Annotated in this window: 16 protein-coding genes and 1 tRNA gene; 8 read left to right on the top strand and 9 right to left on the bottom strand. The window is 69.9% G+C overall.

Annotated features, from left to right (window positions below; genetic code table 11):
* Positions 1-274: 274 nt before the first annotated feature.
* On the bottom strand, positions 275-1,369 hold the full coding sequence (locus MYF83_RS01740) for an LLM class flavin-dependent oxidoreductase (RefSeq protein WP_248958334.1): 1,095 nt from the start codon (positions 1,367-1,369) through the stop codon (positions 275-277).
* On the opposite strand from MYF83_RS01740, the gene MYF83_RS01735 reads away from it, so the two are divergent.
* A complete protein-coding gene (locus MYF83_RS01735; RefSeq protein WP_248958333.1) occupies positions 1,353-1,982 on the top strand; it encodes an SRPBCC family protein in 630 nt (209 codons plus the stop codon). The genes MYF83_RS01740 and MYF83_RS01735 overlap by 17 nt on opposite strands.
* Here MYF83_RS01735 and MYF83_RS01730 read toward each other — a convergent pair.
* Positions 1,979-2,452: a RidA family protein gene (locus tag MYF83_RS01730; RefSeq protein ID WP_248958332.1), complete on the bottom strand. Its 474-nt coding sequence runs from the start codon at positions 2,450-2,452 to the stop codon at positions 1,979-1,981. The two genes, MYF83_RS01735 and MYF83_RS01730, sit on opposite strands and share 4 nt — an antisense overlap.
* A complete protein-coding gene (locus MYF83_RS01725; protein ID WP_248958331.1) occupies positions 2,449-3,123 on the bottom strand; it encodes a GntR family transcriptional regulator in 675 nt (224 codons plus the stop codon). Before MYF83_RS01725 ends, MYF83_RS01730 begins: the two co-directional genes overlap by 4 nt.
* Before the next feature lie 69 nt (positions 3,124-3,192).
* On the opposite strand from MYF83_RS01725, the gene MYF83_RS01720 reads away from it, so the two are divergent.
* Genes MYF83_RS01720 through MYF83_RS01710 form a run of 3 tightly spaced genes read left to right on the top strand, consistent with a single transcriptional unit; the run spans position 3,193 to position 8,489 of the window.
* Positions 3,193-4,356, top strand: a complete 1,164-nt coding sequence (locus MYF83_RS01720) for an amidohydrolase family protein (protein ID WP_248958330.1) — start codon at positions 3,193-3,195, stop codon at positions 4,354-4,356.
* A 12-nt stretch (positions 4,357-4,368) separates the two neighbouring features.
* Positions 4,369-5,697 (top strand): 2-oxoadipate dioxygenase/decarboxylase, encoded by a 1,329-nt coding sequence (gene hglS / locus MYF83_RS01715; protein WP_248958329.1) that lies wholly within the window; start codon positions 4,369-4,371, stop codon positions 5,695-5,697.
* A complete protein-coding gene (locus MYF83_RS01710; protein ID WP_248958328.1) occupies positions 5,694-8,489 on the top strand; it encodes an FAD-binding and (Fe-S)-binding domain-containing protein in 2,796 nt (931 codons plus the stop codon). Before hglS ends, MYF83_RS01710 begins: the two co-directional genes overlap by 4 nt.
* A gap of 183 nt (positions 8,490-8,672) precedes the next feature.
* Here MYF83_RS01710 and MYF83_RS01705 read toward each other — a convergent pair.
* Positions 8,673-8,746 (bottom strand) — tRNA-Lys (locus tag MYF83_RS01705).
* Positions 8,747-8,842: 96 nt separating this feature from the next.
* On the opposite strand from MYF83_RS01705, the gene MYF83_RS01700 reads away from it, so the two are divergent.
* Together MYF83_RS01700 and MYF83_RS01695 are read left to right on the top strand one after the other, a co-directional pair.
* Positions 8,843-9,709, top strand: coding sequence for an AAA family ATPase (locus MYF83_RS01700; protein ID WP_248958327.1), 867 nt, complete (start codon positions 8,843-8,845; stop codon positions 9,707-9,709).
* Between the two features lie 33 nt (positions 9,710-9,742).
* Complete coding sequence (locus MYF83_RS01695) at positions 9,743-11,125, top strand: vWA domain-containing protein (RefSeq protein ID WP_248958326.1); 1,383 nt, start codon at positions 9,743-9,745, stop codon at positions 11,123-11,125.
* A gap of 89 nt (positions 11,126-11,214) precedes the next feature.
* Here the strand turns inward: MYF83_RS01695 and MYF83_RS01690 are convergent, their stop codons facing one another.
* Complete coding sequence (locus MYF83_RS01690) at positions 11,215-11,979, bottom strand: nuclease-related domain-containing protein (RefSeq protein WP_248958325.1); 765 nt, start codon at positions 11,977-11,979, stop codon at positions 11,215-11,217.
* A gap of 224 nt (positions 11,980-12,203) precedes the next feature.
* Here MYF83_RS01690 and MYF83_RS01685 point away from each other — a divergent pair, with 224 nt between their 5' ends.
* Positions 12,204-12,845, top strand: coding sequence for a TetR/AcrR family transcriptional regulator (locus MYF83_RS01685; RefSeq protein ID WP_248958324.1), 642 nt, complete (start codon positions 12,204-12,206; stop codon positions 12,843-12,845).
* Between the two features lie 142 nt (positions 12,846-12,987).
* Here the strand turns inward: MYF83_RS01685 and MYF83_RS01680 are convergent, their stop codons facing one another.
* The 4 genes from MYF83_RS01680 to MYF83_RS01665 are packed head-to-tail and all read right to left on the bottom strand — an operon-like array spanning position 12,988 to position 17,474.
* Positions 12,988-14,082, bottom strand: a complete 1,095-nt coding sequence (locus MYF83_RS01680) for an acyl-CoA dehydrogenase family protein (protein WP_248958323.1) — start codon at positions 14,080-14,082, stop codon at positions 12,988-12,990.
* On the bottom strand, positions 14,079-15,284 hold the full coding sequence (locus tag MYF83_RS01675; RefSeq protein ID WP_248958322.1) for an acyl-CoA dehydrogenase family protein: 1,206 nt from the start codon (positions 15,282-15,284) through the stop codon (positions 14,079-14,081). The genes MYF83_RS01680 and MYF83_RS01675 overlap by 4 nt, the downstream gene beginning before the upstream one ends.
* A 1-nt stretch (position 15,285) precedes the next feature.
* Entirely contained in the window at positions 15,286-16,497 is a 1,212-nt protein-coding gene (locus MYF83_RS01670; protein ID WP_248958321.1) for an acyl-CoA dehydrogenase family protein, read from the bottom strand.
* Positions 16,497-17,474 (bottom strand): phosphotransferase family protein, encoded by a 978-nt coding sequence (locus tag MYF83_RS01665; protein ID WP_248958320.1) that lies wholly within the window; start codon positions 17,472-17,474, stop codon positions 16,497-16,499. Before MYF83_RS01665 ends, MYF83_RS01670 begins: the two co-directional genes overlap by 1 nt.
* A gap of 276 nt (positions 17,475-17,750) precedes the next feature.
* Here MYF83_RS01665 and MYF83_RS01660 point away from each other — a divergent pair, with 276 nt between their 5' ends.
* Positions 17,751-18,329 carry a GNAT family N-acetyltransferase gene (locus tag MYF83_RS01660; protein ID WP_248958319.1) on the top strand — a complete coding sequence of 193 codons (579 nt, stop codon included), beginning with the start codon at positions 17,751-17,753 and terminating at the stop codon, positions 18,327-18,329.
* Positions 18,330-18,376 lie beyond the last annotated feature (47 nt).

Raw genomic sequence — 18,376 nt, 5'->3', positions numbered from 1 at the left:
ACAGCACTCCTTCTGCCCGCGAGAACCACACCAACTGCGGCGGCAGCGCAGGCGACCCCCACCAAAAAGCCAGGGCTGACGAGCACCCGCTCCCAGCCCACCGCCTCGGCGGACCTGGGAGAGTCGGTGGGGCGGTCAGCCACCAGGGGCTGCCGAGGCACCGGGAGCGGTATCTGGTCCGGAGCCACCGGCGTTGACCGGGCTGAGCGCAGTGCCGGCGGAGCGCCGGGAGCCGAGCTGCCCGGCGCTGGGAAAATGCCGCTGTCCTGGGGTTTCATCCCAGTGACGCACAGATCTCGGCGAACTGAGTGATCGTCGCGGTCTTGCTTTGGCCTGGTCGGACGAACGGCACGATCGAGATCTGGTCCACGCCCATGGCGTGGATCTGCTTGACCCGGTCGCGGCACTCGTCGGGCGTGCCGGCCAGCGCGAACAGGTCCACCAGGGCGTCCGGGACCAGGTCGGCGTGGTCGGCCTCCGTGTCCATGTGGTGGTAGTAGTCGTAGCTCTGCCGGATGCGGTCGACCGCGCCCTGAAGCTCCGGGTCGATCTCCGCGGGCAGCGGCCGGATCACCACTCGCGACACATGCGCCCGCACCAGGTCACGTGCTTCCTTTGGGTCGTCCTGGATCGCGGTCGGTGTCCACAGGACTATCCGCAGGTCGGCCAGGGTGCGGCCGCTTGCCTTCGCGCCCTTTTCGATCTGCTTCAGCGCGCCTTCGATGAACTGCGGGGCGGTGCCCACCAGCACGATCACGCCGTCGGCCACGCGCCCGGACATCTCGAGGATCTTCGGCGCGGACGCGGCGATGTAGATCGGGATCGGGGTCGGCTCGGTCAGGTAGTTCAGGTGGAAGTCCGCGCCGCTGGAGGCTTCCTTGACGCTCTCGCCCCGGAAAAGGGTGCGCAGCTCTTCGATCGCGTCCTCGAGTTCGGCCAGCTTGAGGGGCTTGAGACCCATGGTCCGCAACGACGAGTCGCCGGTGCCGATGCCCAGCGCGACCCGGCCGCCGGTGAATTCCGCCAGGGTCGCCCACTGGGATGCCAGCAGCGACCGGTGCCTGGTCACCGCGTTCGTCACGCCCGTACCGAATACGATCCGCTCGGTACCCACTGCCGCGGCGCCCATCGCGATCCCGGACTCCCGCCAGATGTTCTGTGAGTCGCCGAACCACACGTTGTCGTAGCCAAGGCCCTCCGCGACCTGGACATACTCGCGCATCGCGCCAACCGGTTCGGTGGGGAAAAGGCCCACACCCTTGCTGATGTTGCTCATGCAGCCTCCAAGTGTATTCTTTATAAAAAGTAGCAGAGGCTCCTCGCCAAGGCGAGGTTCGCGGAGGGAGTACCGGGTGCGGCTGGTCAACACGTTCGATATCCCAGCGTCCCTGGCCACGGCCTGGCCGCTGATGACCGACATCGAGCGGCTGGTGTCCTGCGTCCCCGGTGCCGAGCTCGACAGCCACGAAGGCGACGTCTACCGCGGCCACATCAGCGTCCGGGTCGGACCGGTGAACCTGCGGTTCGCGGGCGCGGCCGAGGTCACCAGTGTCGACCCCAGCACGCACACGCTGGCGATACGGGCATCAGCCAGGGATCATCTGGGCCAAGGCGGGCTGACAGCCGTGGTCACGGTGAGGCTGGCAGCCGCTGCCGAAGAACGCACCACTGTGGACGTCCGCACCGACGTCGATCTGACCGGCAAGGTCGCCCAGTACGGCGCGGGCATGATCGAGAAGGTCAGCGGCCGGATCGTGCGGCAGTTCGCCGTCCGGCTGGAACAGCAGTTCGCCGACGTGATGACCGGCGCCCGATCAGCAGACCCGCACCAGTTCAGCGCCGGGCACGACCGACCGGCGATCAATCTGTTCGCTGTGCTGGCACCGGTGGCCGGCGCCGCGTTGGGCGCCTTCCTGCTCGGGTTCGCCTGCCGACGAGCGTTGGACCAGCAGTCCGTCCGCCTGCACGCGGCGCGGAGCTAGGCCGTCACATGGGCGACCAGATCCAGCTCCACAGCCGCACCGCCGGGCAGCGAGGCGACGCCGAGCGCGGTCCTCGCGTGCGCGCCGATCTCCGGGCCGAGCGCACGGACCAGGACCTCCGAAGCCGCGTCGATCACGGCTGGATGCCGATCGAAGTCAGCCACCGCCCGGACGTACCCACGCAGATGGCCGAGCGCGGTCACCCTATGCAGCCCGACCGTCGATTCGATGGCCGCGAGCAGGTTCACCGCCGCCTGCCGGGCACCTTCCCTGGCCTGTTCGACCGTCACGCCCTCCCCCACGACGCCGACGACCCCCGGACCGGCCGGGCTTCGACCGGTTACACCCGACACCCACAACATGGTGCCGACCTGGCGGGTCGGGGCGTAGGCGCCGCGCACGCCGAGCCCCGCGTGCAACTCCAAGCCGAGCTCGGTCAACGCGTCCTGAATCTGCGGGCTGACGGTCACTTTCCGTCTCCCAGCAGGCTGCGCAGGTGCGCCACCGAATCGCCGCGGTGCAGGTTCAGCAGGCGCACGGTCTGGCCGACGTCATGGGCGAACGCGGCTTCGAGGATCGCCTGATGATCGTCGTTGACCGTCTCGGCGTTGAATTGATCGCCGAAGTAGAGCTGCCGGTACGGGTCGGTGGTGTCCCAGAGCTGGCTCACGGTGTGCACCGCGCGGTGCAGCCCGCTCGGCTCGAGCAGCTGGAAGTGAAACCGCCGGTTCTGCTCGTTGACCGTGGTCACGTCGGAGTCGGCGGCGGCCTGCGCCATCCGGGCCATCGCGTCCTGCATCGTGGCGAGCTCGGCGCGACCCAGCCGCGGGACGCTGGCGCGGACCAGGCCTGTCTCGAGCCATTCGCGCATGTCGTAGACCTCGATGAGCTCGGCGATGGTCAGCTGCGTGACACGGAACCCGTGGTGCGGCAGGTAGGTGACATGCCCTTCGCCCTCGAGCATCTTCAGCGCCTCACGCACCGGCACTCGGCTCACATTGAACCGTTCCGCGATCTCGTCCTGCCGGATCGCGGTGCCGGGCGCCAGCTCGCCGTTGATCACCATCTTGCGCAGTTCGACCAGAACTGCCTGGTGCGCGGTGGTGGGCCGGACGTACGCCACCCCATTGGCACGAACCACGCCGATTCCACCCTCGTCGCTCATGTTAATAGTTTATACGAACCATCTTCTCATCTCGCGGAGCCACGCATGACCTCGATCGTGATCGACAACATCGGCACGCTGGCCACCGGACTGCCCGGTGCACCGGTGGCGCGGGACACCTCCATGCTCATCGAGGACGGCGTGATCGCCGCCATCGGCGGCACGCACCAGGCAGACCGTGTCCTCGACGCGGGCGGTCTCACGGTGATCCCTGGGCTCGTCGATGGGCACGTGCACCCGACCTTCGGCGAGTGGACTCCCGCCCAGGACGCGATCGGCTGGATCCACAACTACCTGCATGGCGGCACCACCTCGATGGTGTCCGCAGGAGAGCTGCACATTCCCGGGCTGGCGTTCGACCAGCTCACCCCCGAGCTGGTGGTCAGCATCGCGATCGTGTCCAAGCACACCACCGGCCGGATGCGCCCATCCGGGGTCAAGGTCAGCGCGGGCACGGCGCTGCTTGTGCCAGGCATGACCGAGCAGCACTTCGACCGGCTGGCCGCCGAGGGCGTCGACCAGTTGAAGTTCATCTTCTACGACTGGAACCGGCTGGACGACGGCGAAGCGGTCCGGTATGTCGCCTGGGCACACGAGCGCGGGATGACCGTCAAGATGCACTCCGGCGGCGTCTCGCGGTCCGGATCGAGCCGGGTAGCCGGCCACGAGATCGTGGCGGCGGTCGGCCCGGACATCGTCGGGCACATCTCCGGCGGGCCGATCCCGATGCGCGACGACGACATCCGTGCGGTGGTCCGCACGACGACCTGCGCGCTGGAGGTGTGCAGTTCGATGAACTACCGCGCCACCCGGGTCGTGGTCGACGAACTGCATGCCCGGGACGAGCTGGCCAGGCTCACGCTGGGGACCGATACCCCCGGCGGGACCGGCGTGATCCCGCGGGGCATGCTCCGCAACATCTGTTTCCTCGCGTCGGTCTGCGGAGTCGATCCCGCCGACGCGGTCGCTGCGGCCACCGGCGTGACCGCCGCGGCCCACAGGCTGGACACCGGTGTGCTGGCGCCCGGCCGGCCTGCCGACCTGGTCGTACTCGGTCCGATCACCGGCTCCGACGCCAACGACGCGTTGGAGTCGTTCGCGGTGGGCGATCTTCCCGGTATCGCGGCGGTGCTCGTCGACGGCGAGGCCCTGGTGTCCGGCCGCAGTGAACAGACTCCCCCACCACGGTCCGCTGTCCGGTGGCACTGAAAGGAAAAACCGATGCCTCAGACTTCGCAGCTGCGGGCCGCGTTCGCCGTTCGTCTGTCCGATATGTACGGCGCCGAGGTGCCCGCGTACACGACGCTGCTCGACGTGGCCGGCGAGATCAACCAGGAGGTGCTGCGGCGTGACGCGGACGCCATGCGCTTGGGCGACATCAGCCGGGTGACCGCTGAGCGACACGGTGCGATCCGGGTGGGCAGTCCGCGGGAGATGCGTCAGGCAGCGCAGATCTTCGCGGCGCTGGGCATGCATCCGGTCGGCTTCTACGACCTGCGGGACGCCGCCAGCAGTTCGGTGCCGGTGGTGTCCACCGCCTTCCGCCCGATCGCGGCGGATGAGCTGGCGCGCAACCCGTTCCGGGTCTTCACCTCGATGCTCACCACTGCCGACCGCCGCTTCTTCGACGCGGACCTGCAGGCCCGGCTGGAAGCCTTCCTGGAGCGCCGGGAGCTGTTCTCTCCCGAGCTGCTGGAGCTGGCAGCGCGGGCCGAGCGGAACGGCGAACTCGATGATCCCGCGGCCGAGCGATTCCTCCACCTGGCCGTCGGAGCGTTCGAACTCTCCCCGGAGCCTGTGGACCAGACGTGGTACGCCGAACTGGAGCGGATTTCTGCCGTGGCCGCCGACATCGGCGGCGTGCGCAGCACGCACGTCAACCACCTGACGCCAAGGGTGTTGGACATCGACGAGCTGTACCGGCGGATGAGCGAACGCGGGATCACCATGATCGACCAGATCCAGGGCCCGCCACGGTGGGCCGGGCCGGATGTCCTGTTGCGACAGACGTCGTTCCGGGCGCTGGCCGAACCCCGGAAGTTCCGCGCGGCCGACGGTTCGGTCACCGACGGCACACTTCGCGTTCGTTTCGGGGAAGTCGAGGCCCGTGGCGTCGCTTTGACGCGCGAAGGCAGGGCGCTGTACGACCGCATGGTGGCGGAGACCGACCGGCTCGTGACCGAGTCCGGCAAGTCCAGGCAGGACGTCGCGGAGGGCGTGTGGCGCGCGCACTTGCCTGCGGACGAGCGCGGGCTCGCTGACCAGGGGCTGGCGTACTTCACGTATCAAGCCGTTCTCGACGACGGCACGATCACCGCGACTCCGATTGTGTACGAGGACTTCCTGCCCCGCTCCGCAGCCGGGATCTTCCAGTCCAACCTCACCGACGAGGGCACTCGGGACTCGACCCAGGCCGCCACCGCCTACGACGAGGGCCGGCTGTCGGAGATGATCGGCAGGCAGGTCCTGGATCCGTTCGAACTGTATGAGGCGCAACAGCGACAGTCGCTTCGACATGCCCGCAAGAAGCTTGGACTGCCACCGGTATGAGTACTGAACTGATCGCCGATCTGCGGGCCGCCGTCCGGGGCGAGGTGGCCGCCGACGTAGGCGCCCGCGCCCTGTACTCGGCGGACGCCTCCAACTACCGCCGGATCCCGGTGGCGGTCGTGTTTCCGCTCGACCGTGATGATGTGATCGCCGCGGTGGCCGCGTGCCGTCGCCATGGCGCGTCGATCACGTCTCGCGGCGGCGGAACCAGCACGTCAGGCCAGGCTGTAGGCGAGGGTGTAGTGCTGGATTTCTCCCGGCATTACTCGCGGATCCTGTCGATCGACCCGGACGCGCGGACCGCGCGCGTCGAACCGGGCATTGTGCTGGACGACCTGCAGTCCGCGGTCGCAGGGCACGGCTTGATATTCGGGCCGGATCCATCCACGCACGGGCGGTGCACGATCGGCGGGATGATCGGCAACAACGCCTGCGGCTCGCACTCCTTGGCCTGGGGAAAGACCAGCGACAACGTCCTCGAACTCGAAGTGCTCACCTATGACGGGACGATACTGACCGTCGGCCCGATGACCCGCGCGGAACTCGATCACGCGATCGCCGAGGGCGGCGAACGCGGGCGCGTCCTCGCGGCCGCCCGGGACCTCGCGCTGGGCGACCTGAGCACTCTGCGGACCGAATTCGGCCGGTTTCCGCGGCAGGTATCGGGTTACGCGCTCGAGCATCTGTTGCCGGAGAACCGGTTCGACCTCGCCCGTGCGCTGGTCGGCACCGAGGGCACGTGCGTGGTGGTGCTCTCGGCGACCCTCGAACTGGTGGCACGGCCGGCGACGCGTACCCTGGTCGTGCTCGGATACGCGGACTCGTTCGCCGCTGCGGACGCCGTGCCCGCGTTGATCAAGTGCGCGCCGATGACGTTGGAAGGCCTGGACCGCAGCCTGACCCAGATGGTCGCCCGGCCCGCGGCACTCGACCGGCTTCCGGAGGGCGACGCGTGGTTGTTCGCCGAGATCGACACCGACGATCCGGCGGAACTGGTGTCCGCTGCGGAGAACACAGCGGGTTTCCGCGGCACGTATGTGGCCGTCGCCCCCGATGACCAACGTGCGCTGTGGAGCATCCGGGAGGACGGAGCCGGCCTGGCGACGCGGCTGCCCGACGGATCGGAGGCATGGCCCGGCTGGGAGGACGCCGCCGTCCCACCGGACAATCTCGGCGCCTACCTGCGCGATTTCGTGGCCCTGCTGGACCGGTACGCGCTTCGCGGCGCCGTCTATGGGCATTTCGGCGAAGGCTGTCTGCACGTCCGGATCGACTTCGACTTCAGCACCGAGGCGGGAACGACCCGGTTCCGGGCGTTTCTCGCCGAGGCCGCTCGGCTGGTCGCGGCGCACGGCGGCTCGCCGTCCGGCGAACACGGCGACGGCCAGGCGCGCTCGGAGTTTCTCGATCTGGTCTACAGCCCGCAGGCCATCGGCCTGATGGCGCGTTTCAAGCAGATCTGGGATCCCGAGGGCCGGCTCAACCCGGGGGTCGTCGTCCATCCGCGACGGTCCGATCAGGACTTGCGCGTCTCGCCTCAGCGTGTTCCGCTGCCGCTGGCGACGGTGCTCCGCTTTCCCGAGGACGGTGGGGATTTCGCCCGGGCGACCCGCCGCTGTGTCGGCGTCGGCAAATGCCGGACGACCGCCGCGACCGGATCGGTGATGTGCCCCAGCTACCGGGTGACCCGAAACGAACGTGACTCCACCCGTGGCCGCGCCCGGCTGCAGGGCGAGGTGATCACCAACGGCTGGCGTTCCCGCGAAGTCCGGGACGCACTGGATTTGTGCCTGTCCTGCAAGGGATGCAGCTCCGACTGTCCGGTCGGTGTGGACGTGGCGAGCTACAAGTCCGAGTTCCTGTACCACCATTATCGGCACCGGCTACGCCCGTTGTCGCACTACTCGATGGGTTGGCTTCCGTTCTGGTCGCGGCTGGCGGGGCGGACACCTCGGCTGGCCAACGCCGTGACCCACTCGGCGTTGGCGCCCGCGCTGAAACGGCTCGGTGGCATCGCCCCGCAGCGCCCCATTCCTTCGTTCGCCGGCCAGACTTTTCTGCGCTGGTTCCGCAGCCGTCCGCAAGGGCCGTCAGGGCGGCCGGTGCTGCTGTGGGTGGACTCGTTCAACAATCACTTCAGTCCTCAAGTGCTGCGTGCGGGAGTCGAGGTGCTCGAATCCGCCGGGTTCCAGGTGCACGTGCCGCCGGGAACCCAGTGCTGCGGGTTGACCTGGCTGACCACCGGCCAGCTCGGCAAGGCCCGCCGCGTCGGGGCTCGAACCGTCGCCGCCGTGGAACGCCTCCCGGACATGCCCATCGTCGGTCTCGAGCCGAGCTGCACCGCGGCACTGCGGTCGGATCTGCCCAACTTGCTGGACACGGCCGCCGCACGACGAACCGCAGGTCGTGTCACCACTTTCGCCGAGCTTCTGGTTGACAGCGACTACGAACCATCGCGACTGGACGTGCGTTCACTGAGCCAGACCCATTGCCACCAGCACGCCGACTCGGGGACTGCGGCCGACAGCGAGCTTCTGCGCCGAGCCGGTGTGGACAACATCGAACTGGCGTCCGGCTGCTGCGGTCTCGCGGGCAACTTCGGTTTTGAACGCGGGCACTACGAGGTGTCGGTGGCGGCGGCCGAACAGGTGTTGCTCCCCCAGGTTCGAGGTGCCTCAGCCGAAACGGTCGTGCTCGCCGACGGGTTCAGCTGCCGAACCCAGATCGCCCAGTTGACCGACCGGACAGCCCACCATGTCGCCGAATTGCTGGCCGCCTCCGGCAGGCGATGACGTCGAACGTCCCGCGGGCGCCGGCCAGGCCGGACTGGGTGAACCCGGCGTGGATCGCGCGAGTACCCAGGGCCCCGGCAAGTTTGTGACGGCGATCTCCGCACCTCTGGCGGGTCGCCCGGAAATGACTGTGGGCATCCTCCCCGGTGGAGAGAATGCCCAGGTCATCGGTCTGAACCGAGGTGCGCCGCCAGGGACTCGAACCCCGGACCCGCTGATTAAGAGTCAGCTGCTCTAACCAACTGAGCTAGCGGCGCAGGAAGCACGACAAGATTAGCGCACCCTGTGACCCGCTTCGTACCGGTCGGGCACGTTAGAGTAGAACATCATTCGGGTTACTGACTGGAGCACCGATGACGTCGTGGTTCACCTCGCCCGCCGACGCCGGGGAACGGCTCGCCGCCGTGGACTACCTGGCCGACGACGGCATCGCGACGTCGGTCTTCCTGGCCGCGGCGCTGGGCAAGCCGCTGCTGGCCGAAGGACCGGCCGGTGTGGGCAAGACCCAGCTCGCCAAGGCCGTCGCGGAGGCGACCGGAGCCGAGCTGATCAGGTTGCAGTGCTACGAGGGCCTGGACGAGGCCCGCGCCCTCTACGAGTGGAACTACAAGAAGCAGCTCCTGCGCATCCAGGCGTCCGGCGAGCAGGCCTGGGAGGAGACCCACGACGACATCTTCAGCCAGGAGTTCCTCCTGGAGCGTCCGCTGCTGAAGGCGATCAGGCGGACCGAGCCCACGGTGCTGCTGATCGACGAGACCGACAAGGCCGACGTCGAGGTCGAGGGGCTGCTGCTGGAGATCCTTTCGGACTACCAGGTGACGATCCCCGAACTCGGCACGATCGCCGCGACGCGCCGGCCGTACGTCGTGCTCACCTCGAACGCGACACGCGAGCTGTCGGAGGCGCTGAAGCGGCGCTGCCTGTACCTCCACCTGGACTACCCCTCGCCCGAACGCGAGCGGGACATCGTGCTCGCGCAGGTGCCCGGCATCGAGGCCGCGCTGGCCGAGCAGCTCGCGCGTACGGTCGCCACGCTGCGCGCGCTGGAGCTGAAGAAGTCGCCGTCGATCGCCGAGACCATCGACTGGGCCCACACGCTCCTCGCGCTCGGGCGTACCGAGCTCGACGAGACCACGACCGCCGACACGCTCGGCGTGGTGCTCAAGCACGCGTCCGACCAGGCGCGGGCGGTCAAGGAACTCGGCCTTCCCGCCCGCTGAGCGGACGGGGCGGGACGAGAGGGGAGGCGTGCGGTGTCGCTGCTCGACAGGCATGTGGGGTTCGTGGACGCGCTGCGCCGGGCCGGGCTGCCGGTGTCGCTGGCCGAAGGGCTGGACGCCGCCCGCGCGCTCGAGGTGATCGATCTGACCGAGCGGGACACGCTACGCGAGGCGTACGCGGCGACGCTCGTGAAGCGGCCGGCGCACCGGCCCGGCTTCGACACGCTCTTCGACCTGTGGTACCCGCCGGTGACGAGCGGCCTGCACGTGTCGGGCGCGGGCCGGGACGAGGACGGACCGGACCTGGCGACCGCCGAGGTGCCCGAGCTGCGCGACCGGCTGGCCGAGCTGCTGCTGAACGACGCGGGCGCCACGGGCGATCCCGCGTTCGGCGAGTTCGTCCGGGCGATGGTCGAGCGGTTCGGCAACCAGCCGGCGGGTGCGGGGCGGCAGAACTGGTTCTCCTACTCCGTGCTGCGCGCCCTGTCCCCCGGCACGCTGATGGCGCGGATGCTCAACGAGGTGCTGCTCGGCCGGGATCGTGGCGGGATGGCCGAGACGGTGGCCCGCCGCCGGCTCGCCGACAACATCGCCGGCTTCGAGGAGGCCGTCGCCTCGGACGTGCGCAGGAGGATCGCCGAGGACTCCGGCGTGGAGAAGATCGCCAGGTCCGTGGTGCGGCCGCCCGTGGACCAGATCGACTTCCTGCGGGTCACCAAGGCCGACCTGGCCCGGCTGCGGCGCGAGGTGTACCCGCTGGCGCGCCGCCTGGCCACCCGGTTGACGATCAAGCACCGGCACGGCCATCGGGGCCGGCTGGACTTCCGGCGCACGGTCAGGGCCTCGCTGAGCACCGGCGGCGTCCCGATCGTCACCCACATGCGGCCGCGCCGCCCGCACAAGCCCGAGCTGGTCGTGCTGTGCGACGCCAGCGACTCGGTCGCCGCGTTCTCCCACTTCACGCTGCTGCTGACGTACGCGCTGCGGGAGCAGTTCACCAAGGTGCGCGCGTTCGCCTTCGTGGACACGGTGGACGAGATCACCCGGTTCTTCGCGCCCGGCGCCGACGTCGTGGAGGCGATCACCCGGATGACGCGGGAGGCGGACATCACCCGCTTCGGCCGCAGCGACTACGGGCACTCGCTGGAGAGGTTCGCCGAGAAGTACGGCGACGCCATCGGGCCGAAGACCTCGCTGCTGATCCTGGGCGACGCCCGGTCCAACTACCAGCGGCCCCAGCTCGCCACCTTGAAGCGGCTCGCCGGCGAGGCGCGGCACGCGTACTGGCTCAACCCGGAGCCGCGCGCGCAGTGGGACACCGGCGACTCGGTGGCGACGTCCTACGGCGGTGTGGTCCCGATGCACGAGTGCCGCAACGTCGCCCAGCTCGCCGCCTTCATCGAGGAGCTCGCCTAGGACCGGCACCGCCAACGTGCGGCCCGTACGGGACTACGACAGGTGGCCGGGCCGCGCGTGGACTTCGGCCGGCGAGCCGGCCTCGCCGCCTAGGTCATCCTGCGCAGGATGCGGGCGGCGGTACGGGCCAGGATCTCGACCTCGTCCTCGGTCAGCTCGGCGTACGCGTCGCCGAGGATCCACCTGGCCGCCTTGCGGGGCAGGAACAGCGTCAGCCCCTCCGCGGTCACCGAGGGGTCCTTGACGCGACCGCCGTGCACGACGAGCAGGGGCGTGATGTCGACGGGGATGCCGGACTCGCGCGACAGCAGATCCGCCATGGTGGCGGCGGCGTCCACGAGCCCCTTGGCCACCGAGGTGCCGGACCGCTCGCCGAAGAAGAGCTTGCCTCCGTACGCCGCGATGTGGGTGTCGGGAGGCCACGCCTCGTTGTCGACGATCCACACCCCGCCGGGGCCGATGACCAGGTGGTCGATGGAGGCCTTGCCCGGTACGGCCCGGCCGTCGAGCACGCGGTAGCCGTACTGACCGAGCCCTCGGCGTAACAGGCGTCCGGTGCGCGCCGCGCCGCTGCGCTTGCCGCGCCAGACGGCCGTGGCCTCGAACATGCGCCAGGAGATGAACGCGTCGGCGACCCAGACCGCGCCGCCGCCGAGGAGCCCCACGAGGAAGGGCACCGGCAGGGACCGGTAGAAGGCGAGGGCGGTGATGAGGACGAATCCCGCACCCGCCATGACGTGGCGCCGGCGGCGGCGCTCCGACCTGGTCTCGCGCCACCGGAGCTCGTACATCACCGATGGCGAGCCCCACTTGAACTTGTCGTCCTGCGGCACGTAGATGGAACCATTGGGCACCGGAAACCCCCACGATTTCGGGCTCAGTCGACTACGTCTGGATACCCAAGTCGGGGCTCCAACTTTCCCAAGGTTACGGAAGTAGCACACCCCCGACATAGCTTGAGTGTGCGAAGTTTCTCGATCCCCCGTAAAAGAGCACACGGGAAGACAGGGATGCCACAGTCCGTTAACCGACCAGTCGGTATGCTGGGGGGCATCGAGACCCAGGGGAGGCGTGCGAGATGGCGCGCAACGGAGCCCGGCTGATCGCCACCGCGACACCGGACAGAGCAGGCGACGACGGGGCGAAGCCCGACGAGCCGGTACGGCAGCGGCTGCTGGCCGAGGCGACACGGCTGTTCGCGGAGAAGGGCTTCGAGAGCACATCGGTACAGGAGGTCGTGGCCGCCGCCGGTGTCACCAAGGGCGCGATGTACCACTATTTCGGCTCTAAGGATGATCTGCTCCAGGAGATCTACGCCCGCGTGCTCCGCCTGCAGATGGAACGGCTCACCAGGTTCGCGGGCGCCCCGGGGCCGGTCGCCGAGCGCATGCACGCCGCCGCCGCGGACGTGATCGCCACCACGATCGAGAACCTCGACGACTCCAAGATCTTCTTCCGCTCGATGCACCAGCTCGCGCCCGAGACGCAGAAGGCCGTGCGGGCCGAGCGGCGCCGCTACCACGAGCGCTTCCGGGACCTGCTGATCGAGGGCCAGCAAGCCAAGGTGTTCCGCGACGACGTGCCGGCCGACCTCGTGGTCGACTTCTTCTTCGGCTCGGTCCACCACCTCGGCACCTGGTTCCACGCCGACGGGCCGCTCTCGGGCGCCGACGTAGGCCGCCACTTCGCCGACCTCCTCCTGGCCTCACTCCGCCCTTGAGGTCGGTCCTTGCGGTTCGGTCCTTGCGGTTCGGTCCTTGAGCCGCCGCCGCTGAGCCGCCGGCCCTGACGGCGCGACCCTGACGGCGCACGCGCGCGGGTGTGCGCGTGCGCCGCCAGGAGCCCCGGACCGCGAACCCTCCTCAGGAGGCCGGCGGGCCGGGGAGGTCGGCGAGATGAGCGAGGGCGTCGCGGTGGTCGCCCGGCGTCCCGAGCGCGATCTCATCGGCCTTGGCGCGCTTCAGGTAGAGGTGTACGGGATGCTCCCAGGTCATCCCGATGCCGCCGTGCAGTTGCAGGCACTCCTCCGCCGCGTGCACGGCGACCTCCCCGCACCATGCCTGCGCGACGGCGACCGCCGTGGCGGCGTCGCCGCCCCCCGCGAGCGCGTCGGCGGCATCGCGCGCCGCGGCCCGCGCCTGGACGACCTCCATCCACAGGTCCGCGAGCCGGTGCTTCAGCGCCTGGAACGAGCCCACCGGCCGGGCGAACTGGTGGCGTTCCTTGACGTAGGCCACGGTCGTGGTCAGGCACCACTCGGCCACTCCGAGCTGCTCGGAGGCCAGCAGTCCCGCGCCGAGTTCCAGCGCCGCGCGCAGCGACGCGAGGTCATCGGCGACCGGCTGGCCCAGTGCGTCGCTGAACGTCACGGCGGCGATCGGCCGGGTGAGGTCGAGCGAGACGGCCGGCTCGACGGTCGCGTCCGCCGCGTCGACGGCGTAGAGCGCGCCGGAGGCGGGGACGATCAGCACGTCCGCGGCATCGGCCCCCGCGACGGCGGCGACCCGGCCGGTCAGCCTGCCTCCCTCGGCACGCACCCCGGACGTCCCACCGGCCGGCGCGTACGGCGAGGCCGCGAACGACACGGCGAGCGCCGCCGTCCTCTCACCGGTCGCCAGCTCCGCGAGCAGGTCGCGGGCGGCGCCGGAGCCCGAACCGGCCAGCGCCCCCGTCGCCAGGACGGCGCTGGTCAGGAACGGCACCGGCGTGACCGCGCGGCCGAGCTCCTCCAGCACCACCGCCGCCTCCCGCGCGGACGCGCCCGCGCCGCCGAGCTCCTCGGGGATCAGCAGCCCGGCCGCCCCGATGTCCCGGGCCAGCGCCTTCCACAGGTCGGCGTCGTACGAAGAGGCGCTCTCGACCCTGGCGAGCACCGTGGCCGGCGGGCACCTGTCGGCCAGCAGATCGCGGACGGCCGCCCGCAGCTCCTCCTCGACCTCGGAATACAGGAGGGTCATCGTGGGAGGTCCTTCCAGGGGACGTTCTTGTCGACGCGGGGTTCGGAGGGCAGGCCGAGGACGCGCTCGGCGATGATGTTGCGCAGGATCTCGGAGGTCCCGCCCTCGATCGAGTTGCCCCTGGCGCGCAGGTAGCGATAGCCCGCCCCCCGGCCGAAGAAGTCGACCGTGTCCGACCGCCGGAAGGACCAGTCGTCGTAGGCGAGCCCCTCCTCACGGAGCATCTCCACCTCCAGGCCGGAGATCGCCTGGTTCAGGTGGGCGAAGGCGAGCTTCATGCCCGAGCCCTCCGGTCCCGGCGCCCCGGCGGCGAGCTGCTCGCGCAGCCGCACACCGGCGAGCCGGGTGACCTCGGCCTCGACCCAGAGCCGCAGGAGGCGCTGGTGAAGGTCGTGGGTGCGGAGCTCAGGACGCTGCCGCCAGGTGTCCGCGACGGTGCTCATCGCGCCGCCGCCGCGCCGCGTCGGCGAGCCGCCGATGGCGACGCGCTCGCTCATCAGCGTGGTCTGGGCCACCCGCCAGCCGTCCCCGACCGTGCCCAGCCTCAGCGTGTCGGGCAGCCGCACGCCGGTGAGGAAGACCTCGTTGAACTCCGCCTCGCCGGTGATCTGACGCAGCGGCCGTACGTCGACGCCAGGGGCCTTCATGTCGCAGATGAAGTACGTCAGGCCGCGATGCTTCGGGACGTCCGGATCGGTGCGGGCGACCAGGATGGCCCAGCGGGCGTGGTGGGCGCTGGAGGTCCAGACCTTCTGCCCGTCCACGATCCACTCGTCGCCGTCGCGCACCGCCCTGGTGGCCAGGGTGGCGAGGTCGGATCCGGCGCCCGGCTCGCTGAAGAGCTGGCACCAGATCTCCTCCCCGGTCCACAGGGGCCGCAGGAAGCGCTTCTTCTGCTCCTCGGTGCCGAAGGCGAGGATCGTGGGCGCCGCCATGCCGAGCCCGATGACCAGCTTGCCGGGCTCGGGCTGCGGGGTGCCTTCGAGCTCGCGTTCCACGACGTTCTGCAGCTCGCGGGGGGCACCGAGACCGCCGAGGCCCTCGGGGAAGTGCACCCAGGCCAGCCCGGCGTCGTACCGCGCCCGCAGGAAGTCCAGCGGTTCGGTCGCCGCGGGATCGTGCCGCGCCAGGAACGCGCGGACCCGTTCCTTGATCGCCGCCTCATCCACTGTCACGAGAAGTCCCTTCCGATCTGCCGGCATGTCACTCGGCGGGCATGTGCTTCTTGAGCTCGCGATACGCGAGGGAGCGCTTGTGCACCTCGTCGGGTCCGTCGGCTAGCCGCAACGCACGGGCGGACGCCCACAGCCCGGCCAGCGGGAAGTCCTGGCTGACCCCGCCCGCCCCGTGGACCTGGATGGCCTTGTCGAGGATCCACTCCACCGCCGCCGGGGTGGCGATCTTGATGGCCTGGATCTCGGTGTGCGCGCCCTGGTTGCCGACGGTGTCCATCAGCCAGGCGGTCTTGAGCACCAGCAGCCGCAGCTGCTCCACCCTGACCCGCGACTCGGCGATCCAGTCCTGGACCACGCCCTGCCGGGCCACCTGCTTGCCGAACGCCGTACGGGACAGGGCACGCGCGCACATGAGCTCGATCGCCCGCTCGGCCATGCCGATCAGGCGCATGCAGTGGTGGATGCGGCCGGGGCCCAGGCGCGCCTGGGCGATGGCGAACCCGCCGCCCTCCTCGCCGATGAGATGGTCCACCGGGACGCGGACGTCCTCGAACAGCACCTCGGCGTGGCCACCGTGGTCGCCGTCGGTGTACCCGAAGACGTGCATGCCCCGCTTGACGGTCAGCCCAGGGGTGTCGCGCGGGACGAGCACCATGCTCTGCTGCCGGTGCTTCGACCCCTCCTGGGAGGTCTTCCCCATCACGATGAAGATCGCGCAACGCGGGTCCATCGCGCCGGAGGCGAACCACTTGCGGCCGTTGATGACGTACTCGCCGCCGTCGCGCACGATCGACGTCGAGATGTTGGTCGCGTCGGAGGAGGCGACGTCCGGCTCCGTCATCGCGAACGCCGACCTGATCTCGCCGTTGAGCAGCGGATCCAGCCACGTCGTGCGCTGCCACTCGTTCCCGAACATGGAGAGGACCTCCATGTTCCCGGTGTCGGGGGCGGCGCAGTTGGTGGCGGCCGGGGCGATGCGCGGGCTGCGGCCCATGATCTCGGCCAGGGGCGCGTACTGCAGGTTGGTCAGGCCCGCGCCGTGCTCGCCCGGCAGGAAGAGGTTCCACAGGCCGCGCCCGCGCGCCTCGTCCTTGAGATCCTCCAGGATGGGCGGGGCGCTCCAGCCGCTCTCGGCCGCTTGGAGCGCGAAAGCCTCCTCCGCCGGGTACACGCACTCGTCCATGAACTCCAGCAGCCGCTTGCGCAGCTCCTCTGTGGTGCTGTCGTAGCCGAACTCCATCAGCCCTCCAGGGACTCCAGTGTGTGCAGGCCGTGGGCCACGAGCGGAGCGACGTGCTCGCCCACCTGGGCGAACCCCTCTCCGACGGTCAGGCCCTGGGTGTAGCGGAAGTAGATGCCCTCGGAGATCACCGCGAGCTTGAAACAGGCGAGCCCGACGTACCAGCCGAGCCGGGAGATGTCGAGGCCGGCGCCGCGCGCGTACCGCTCCGCCAGCGGGGAGGGGCCGCTCGTCTCGAAGGGCCGGCCGGTGCCCAGGGCCGCCATGTCGCCGTAGAGCAGGTAAAGGGCGAGGTCGGTGAGCGGGTCGCCGAGCGTGGACATCTCCCAGTCGAGGACGGCGCGCACGTGCCCGTCAGCGATCAGCGTGTTGCCGGGCTTGTAGTCGCCGTGCACGATCGTGTGGCGCTGCGTGGCCGGCACGGCGCCGGCCAGCCGGTCGAACAGCCGGTCGATGTCGGGGATGTCCCGGCTGCGGGAGGCGTCGAGCTGCCGCTTCCACCGCTTGACCTGCCGCTCCAGGAAGCCCTCCGGCCGGCCGAAGTCTGCGAGCCCGACGGCGGCGGGGTCCAGGGCGTGCAGCCGGGCGAGGATGTCGGCGAGCTCGGCCTCGATGGCCGGCGTCGTCGGGGGCTGGCCGCCCTCGACGTACTCCATGACGTAGAACGGCGCCCCGATGATGTCCGGGTCTTCGCAGAGGTGGTACGTACGCGGGACGGGCACGCCGGTGTCGCGGAGCGCGGTCATGACGCGGTACTCCCGGCCCATGTCGTGCGCCGTGGCGAGGACGTGCCCGAGCGGCGGCCTGCGTACGACGAACCGGCGCTCGCCATCCCGCACCAGATAGGTAAGGTTCGACTTGCCGCCATGAATCACCTCGGCGGCCAGCTCGCCCTCGGCGAGGTCGTGCCTGCCGAGATACTCTTTGAGCCGGCCTAGGTCGAGTCCCGGCGGGCTGGTGTCGATATGTGCCGGCATCGCGCTCCCCAATCATCCCGATACGGTGAGCGTACCGACCGGACGGTATGCCTGTCGACCACCAGCCTCACCTCCCCGCCCAAGCGGCCCGCCCCGGCCCCGGCTTCCCGAGCAAGTGACCGACCACCGGCCTCGGCTTCCTGGCAATCCGTAACCCGTAACCTGTCGCCATCGGTGGTCACCGCCTCGCCGCACAAGTGGTCGCCGTGAAAGGCCGTTCAGTGGTCCTGCCACCCAGGCCACTTCACCGGCCACACTTCCATCATGACCGCGAAGATGCCCGAACCCACCACCCTCTCGGGCCGGGTCGTACGGCTGGAGCCGCTCGGCCTGGAACACCTCACCGACCTGTACGCCGCAGGGGGGAACGACGACGAAGTATGGCGCTGGATGCCGGCGGCGACCCCCCGTAGCGAGGAGGAGATGCGGCGGATCGCCCAGTCCCTGATCGAGAACCCCGGCATCGTGCCGTTCTCGGTCATCCTGAGGGACACCGAACGCGCCATCGGGTGGAGCACCCTGCACGACGTGCCGACATTCGACCAGAGCCTGGAGATCGGCTGGACCTGGTACGGCAGGGCCTACTGGCGGACCGCCGTGAACACCGAATGCAAGCTGCTCCTGCTCGGCCACGCCTTCGACAAGCTCGGCCACAACCGCGTCCTGCTCAAGACCGACGTGCTCAACACCCGCTCGCAGCAGGCCATCAGGCGCATCGGCGGCGTCTACGAGGGCACACTTCGCAGGCACCGCCAACGCCCCGACGGCACCTGGCGGGACACCGTCCACTTCGGCATCCTCGACGACGAGTGGCCCGCATGCCGAGACCGCCTAGAGCACGCCCTCACCCGCTGAACCACCACAACCAACGCCCCCGCACGACAACCCCGCACACCCGACCG

Origin of the sequence: Sphaerisporangium perillae (assembly GCF_023276435.1) — a bacterium.
GTDB lineage: Bacteria > Actinomycetota > Actinomycetes > Streptosporangiales > Streptosporangiaceae > Sphaerisporangium > Sphaerisporangium perillae.
The sequence above is the reverse complement of the archived record's forward strand: the minus strand, read 5'-3'. Positions and strand labels throughout refer to the sequence as shown.